The 5051-nt window shown below is 67.2% G+C and carries 5 protein-coding genes; all 5 read right to left on the bottom strand.

Features of this window, described 5'->3' with window-relative positions:
- Positions 1-36 precede the first annotated feature (36 nt).
- Complete coding sequence (locus E1263_RS41845; RefSeq protein ID WP_132177951.1) at positions 37-1101, bottom strand: D-alanyl-D-alanine carboxypeptidase family protein; 1065 nt, start codon at positions 1099-1101, stop codon at positions 37-39.
- Between the two features lie 125 nt (positions 1102-1226).
- Positions 1227-1997, bottom strand: a complete 771-nt coding sequence (locus E1263_RS41850; protein ID WP_132177945.1) for a RibD family protein — start codon at positions 1995-1997, stop codon at positions 1227-1229.
- Between the two features lie 80 nt (positions 1998-2077).
- Positions 2078-3160 (bottom strand): hypothetical protein, encoded by a 1083-nt coding sequence (locus E1263_RS41855; protein ID WP_132177947.1) that lies wholly within the window; start codon positions 3158-3160, stop codon positions 2078-2080.
- Positions 3157-4449: a class I SAM-dependent methyltransferase gene (locus E1263_RS41860; RefSeq protein ID WP_238162055.1), complete on the bottom strand. Its 1293-nt coding sequence runs from the start codon at positions 4447-4449 to the stop codon at positions 3157-3159. Before E1263_RS41860 ends, E1263_RS41855 begins: the two co-directional genes overlap by 4 nt.
- Before the next feature lie 72 nt (positions 4450-4521).
- Entirely contained in the window at positions 4522-4887 is a 366-nt protein-coding gene (locus tag E1263_RS41865) for a hypothetical protein (RefSeq protein ID WP_132177949.1), read from the bottom strand.
- Positions 4888-5051: the final 164 nt, after the last annotated feature.

Genomic DNA, 5051 nt, shown 5'->3' on the forward strand with positions numbered 1-5051 from the left:
AGATGTGTATAAGAGACAGACGGCGTACCGGGTGGATTAGCAGTCGGGGATGTTGGGGAGTTTGGGGGTGCCGGTGCCTACGTAGACGTTGGTTACGTAGCCCTGGTACTTCGGGAGGTAGGCCCACCACTCGCTGGTGTTCGGCGGGTCGGTGATCAACTGGCCCTTTTGCTGGCATTTGACCAGGACCTCGACGGTCGAGGGCAAGGTGCCGATGACGGTGCTGGTGGTGTTGGGGGCGGTTCGGACTCGGACGCCGGAGCCAGTGGTGGCGATCCAGGTGCCGGGGGTTTTGACGGCGCCGGGGAGGTTGAGGCCGCGGGTGAGGCGGGTGACGTCGGTGTAGGCCTTGCCGTAGCCGGTGCCGTCGGGGTGCAGGGTGTAGACGGCGACGATGGTTCGGTCGTTGGGGCCTACCGTGCCGGTGGTGTGGAGTGCTTCTTTGACGAGGTCTACCCCGGCCGCGGTGTTGGAGCTCGCGAAGCCTGACCAGCCTTGTTTGATGGCGAAGGGTTGCTCGACCACTGAGGCGATACCGAAGTACTGGTCGAAGCCGTCGGTGCCGTAGCGCGTTGCCTGGTGCAGGTTGCTCATCACGAAGGTCCGCACGGGGGCGGGCGCTTGGTCGAGCAGGTAGCGGTAGATGCGGACCGTGTCAGCTGCGGTGAAGGCCGCGTAGCCCCAGTAGCCCGGATAGCCCGATGGCGGGCCGGCCGTGTTGGTGAGGCCTAGGCGCGGCACCATCCGATTGATGATCGCCGAGCGACCCAGCTGGTCCCAGTAGTAGGTGGCCGCGTCGTCATCGCTGCTCCGGAGCATCACCTCGAGCCGCGCGCGGTCGGCTGCAGGGACGTCGTACGACGGGCCGCGGCTCCAGAGGAAATCGAGTACCAGCAGCAGTTTCACCACCGAAGCCGACCGGAACTGCAGATCCGGATTGAGCGATTCGGTGAACCGCCCGGTCTGCCGATCGAACACCGCCACCCCGGCCGTGACGCCGGGCTGGACCACCACGGTCGCCGCGGCAGTCACCGGCCCGGACATCCAGATCGCACTCACACTGACCAGCACCAACGACAACACCAACCGAAAGCGACGCATCATGCCGACCCTTCCACGCCCATCGCGGTCAGTCATGAACGCGACGCAGTGAGTAGTCGCAGCACCGTACCGCAGATCCCGTTAATCAGAAACCGCGAATAGAATTCTGGGGAAGGTTTTTTACACTACCCACTTCCGGGTACGCCGTAGTGCAGGCGAACGGAGCCGCTGGTGTCGGCATTCACCGAGAGCAGTTGCAATCTGGTCGCGGCCTCGCCAACGGCAAGAGGCGACCCGTCCATGACCGACGGCGTCCCGAGCCCGCCGATCAGAGCCGGCGCCAGGGTCACATAGAGCTCGTCGATCAGGCCGGCTCGCAGGAGTGCGCCGTTGAGGCCGCCACCCGCGGCCGACATGACGCAACGGATGCCGAGTTCAGTGCCCATCGCGGCGATCGCGCGCTCGAGGTCGACCTGGACTTCGCCGATGACGAGGTAGCAGATGTGTTCGCGGTGGAGGTAGGCGAGATAGGCGGCGGGAGTCGACCTCGTCACCAGAACCAGGACCGCCCAGTTCTCGTGGTTCTCGGTCCAGCGCACTCGTCCGCGGCTGTCGACGACGACGAACCACATGAGTGGCGGCGACAGAAGCTGGGTGATGTCCGCGGGCAGGAAGTGCTCATAGAGATCGGCGGCGTCGCCGTCGTACGGAGGCAGTTCTTCCGGTGTCTCGGACTCGGTGACGAGGCTGCCGCTGCCCTCGAGGATCGCGTTGCAGCCGTACTGCTGTTTGAGTAGTTCGAGGACGTCGAGCGGCACCGGGTCGGCGCCCGGCGGTGTCATCGCCGCCCAGAGATCCGTACTGGGCTGGTGCATCAGCAGCGCATCCCGAGTGAGCGCCACCTTCCCATCGACGCTGGCCCCTACGTTGATCACCACGCGCGGTCGCTCGAGCATCACAGACCCCTCCGATCGCTGGACGTCGGACTCCAAGGTCTACCAGCGATCACCGACAGCTCGTCGGGGAGCGGTGTCCGTCAGGCGCTGTGGCGGCGGCGGGAGGGGGTGGCGGACTGGCCGGTGAGGCGGGCGTTTTCGGCCATGCGGTCGAGGCGTTCGCGGCGGCCGGGAGGGAAGGTCAGGACGGTGATAACCAGGGCGAAGAGTGCGGCGCCGATGATGATCCAGCGCAGGTTGTGGTTCTTGTCGGAGGCGTTGGCTCCGGTGTCGGCGGTGTTGGCACCGCCTTTGGGGGGTGCTGAGGAAGCGGGAGGTGTGGCGGCTCCCTTTTTGACCGGGATCTGGACCTGGTAGACGGCGGAGTTGGAGCCTTCGCTGCCGACGAGGACGGTGTCGTCGGCGCCGACGGCCACGGATTCGCTTTGGCGGATCGGGATGGACGCGCGGGCCGCAAGAGTGGGCTTCTCGCCCCAGGCGACCGTTGATACGTCGGTGTAGGTCAGCAGGACCACGTGCTTCCCGTCGGGGAGGAAAGTACCGTCGGTGAAGGTGCCGGCCGGGGCTGGGCCGACCTTGGTGAGACGGTTGGTGCCTTCGCGCGACGGGCTGGCCGGGGCGGCGTAGATGGCGCCGCCCTTGGTGGACTTGGTGACGATGTAGAGCTGCTGGGACTCGGGCTCGACCAGCAGCGTCTCGGCATCGTGGGCGCCGTCGGGGTACTTGAAGTCGTAGCGGTGGTACCGGACGTTGTCGGCGTCCGTGAGGCTGTCCGGCTCGGGGATCGTGTAGATCTCGATCATGTCCCGGGACTTCTTGTTGTCGCCGATGTCGGCGATGTAGATCGTGCCTTCGCGGTCGACGCCGATCGCCTCGACGTCCTGCACCTCGGCCTTGAGCCGGAGGGTGACCTTCACGTCGCCACTGGTGTCGATGCCGAAGACCCGGGCGGTGTCGCCGGAGTCGTTCACCGTCCAGTACAGCTTTTCGTACTTCGCGCTCTTGGCGAGCCCGGACGACTCCTTGAGCCGGCTGTCGCTGATCGTGAACAACTTCTTCGGCGCGGCCGGGGTCGGGTCGGCCGCCACTGCGGGCAGCGCGGCGGTGGCCAGCGTGAAGCCGGTCGCTGCGACCAGGGCGAGCACCGAGCGAAGGAGCTTCACGCATCCACCTCCGAGGCCGGCCGACCGGCTCCGGCCGATGGATCACCCGCTGCCGGGAGGAGCAACTCAGCCAGCCGTGGGGTGACCTGCCACTCGGCGGTCAGCGAGGCGTAGTCGGACTCGAGATCAGGCGTCACCGGGGCGTTCGTCCGGGCGGCTCGGAGCAGCAGATTGCGGGGCGTGTGCTGGCTGTCCACGAACTGCACTACCTCCACCCGGTAACCGACCTGTCGAAGGACCGCCGCCCGGAGTGAATCTGTCAGGACGTCGGCGAACCGCTCACGAACGATGCCATATCTCGTCATCAGAGAATAAGGCGCCGGTGGTGAGACGCTCTTGAGCTGCTTTTGGATGTCGTGATGACAGCACGGAGCTGCGAGCACCAGCGGCGCCTCCCACTGGACTGCCCGCGCGAGCGCGTCGTCGGTGGCGGTGTCGCAGGCGTGCAGCGCCAGCACGACATCCGGCTGGACGTCGAGCTCCGCGGCCTGGATCGTCGCGTCGACGAACCGCAGCTGATCCTGCCAGCCCAGCGCCGTCACGATCCGGGTGTTCCGCTTCCGGGCGGCCGGATTGCGGTCCACCCCGGTCGTCCGGACGTCATGCCCGGCCGCGGTCAGGAGGTGATGGGCCGCGAGCGTGAGGTAGGCGTTGCCGCAGCCGAGGTCGACCATCTGGAGCGGTCGGCCGGTCGCGATCCGGCCGGCCGAGATCGCATCGTCGAGGGCCGGCTCGAGCAGCTTGCAGAACTCGTCGATCTGCTTGTACTTCGACTGCCGGGACGGCTTCACCCGGCCCAGGTGGTCGCTGATCCCGAGCTCGATCAGGAACGGCGCCGCTGGATCGAGCGCGCGCTGCTTCACCCGGTCGTGGCTGGTCGTCTGCTCGCGGCTCTCGGCCTGCCGCTGCAGCAGCTCCTTGCCCTTCTTGGTGTAGCGCAGCCGCAGCGTCTCGGCCGTCGTCTCCACATGCCACGTCCCGTACGGCTGGGCGAGCAGCTTGTCGACCGCCTCCAGGACCTCCGTGCCGACGAAGTTCCGGATGTGGGCCTGGCGCTCGTCGTACTCGGTCAGTTGGAGATGGCGCTGCCCCTTGAGGTCGACGTAGCGCAGCTCGACCCGCTGGTACGGCGGTTGGTCGAGACCGCGACGCCGCCCGGACGCGACCGCGCGCACCAGGCCGCTCCGGTCCAGTAAGGCGGCGCGGATCGCCTCCCACGCCCCCATCTCGCCGACCGCTTCCGCGGTCGGCGTGCCCGGGCGTCCGGCCGCGTCCACCTCTGCCTGCATCGCGCCATTGTGTCCGACGCCTCCGGCTGATCACAAAAGGGTCTCGTCACCGAGGCATGGCGACCCCCGGACTCACAGCAACTTCTGGTCGTCCGCCAGCAGCCCGAGACCACGCAACCGGGTCGCAATCCCGCCCTCCTGCCGCCCCAGCGCCTCGATCATCGCCTCCTTCCCGGCCTGGTTGTGGAACATCTCGATCAGCAACTGCTCGTCCTCGGCACTCCAGGGCCGGAACGCCTTCGGGTGGTTGCGCCGGGCAGCCTGGATCTTGCGGGTCATCGAGCGGCTGTCCAGCAACTCCAGGGACCGGATCCGGGGCTGGCGGTGCCGGCCGACCTCCTCGCCGTCCCGCCAGAACACGACGGTCCCGTCGTCGAACGTCATCAGATCGGCCGGGACGTCGCAGTAGTCGGCGTCCTCGAGCATCACTCGCACCATGGTGGTCTCTCCGTGTCATGTGGCGCCGGTCCAGGACCGCCGCCGTCAGCATTGTCACCAGAGAAGATGCAGCGATTCCGCCCCGCATCGACCACCCAATTCGCAACCTGTGGACAACTGGCTGCCAGGAGGAGGTCAGGCGGGGTCTGAGGGGTCGTCGGGGA

Source organism: Kribbella antibiotica (genome assembly GCF_004349055.1).
Lineage (GTDB): Bacteria > Actinomycetota > Actinomycetes > Propionibacteriales > Kribbellaceae > Kribbella > Kribbella antibiotica.